Origin of the sequence: Ferrovum myxofaciens (assembly GCF_000735045.1) — a bacterium.
Classification (GTDB): Bacteria; Pseudomonadota; Gammaproteobacteria; order Burkholderiales; family Ferrovaceae; genus Ferrovum; species Ferrovum myxofaciens.
The window spans coordinates 1-681 of record NZ_JPOQ01000154.1 but is presented as its reverse complement, the minus strand read 5'-3'; the positions used below and the strand labels follow the sequence as shown (position 1 = coordinate 681).

Genomic DNA, 681 nt, shown 5'->3' with positions numbered 1-681 from the left:
TTACGTAAACCCGTTTAGGCCCCATTCCAGGAGGTCTCTTGACAACCGTAGATTTGCCAGCAGTATCCAATTCCAGATAGCCGTATTTTTTCAATACGTTCGTTACCAACGTGGAATCAAGGCCTGAGCATAACTCACTGAGATACATTTCTGGCAGCACCCAGTATTCAATAGCGCCATTATCCAGCACCTTCCTGAACCCTGTGCGATTAATGGTACGGTCCCCTGTGTTATCTTCGATACCTTGCTGCATTAGCGTAAAACGAGACTCTCCGTTTCTCTCAATGTATTCGCGTACTTGTGCCAATGCACGGACCTCTTCTGCTGCAACGTTTCCGCCACGGGTTTCCAGCCAGGCAGAAAAACACAGACTAACTGCATGGGTGGCATCCCCTGCATGCCACGGCAATAACCCCTTTTCAATGCAATACTCTCCAACCCCTGCCACTACGCCGAATCGCATCGCTGCACGACAAATCTGTCCGTGAGCATTATTCGGAACATAACTACTCACAAAAGAAGTTGCGCTTTCGTCGATAAAGTATGCTGCACGGTCTAGTACAACATAACATCAAACAACTTACATATCATTCCAAGCCCAGATCGAAGTTACTCCACCGGAAGACAACCGGGTGTTCGTTCCATTCGGCAATCCCTTTTTCGATGCGGCCCTTCAGTTCC

Annotated in this window: 1 pseudogene; it reads right to left on the bottom strand. The window is 48.3% G+C overall.

Features of this window, described 5'->3' with window-relative positions:
• Window positions 1-463, bottom strand: a pseudogene (locus IV91_RS0112040) (DUF927 domain-containing protein); the annotation flags it as partial.
• Window positions 464-681 lie beyond the last annotated feature (218 nt).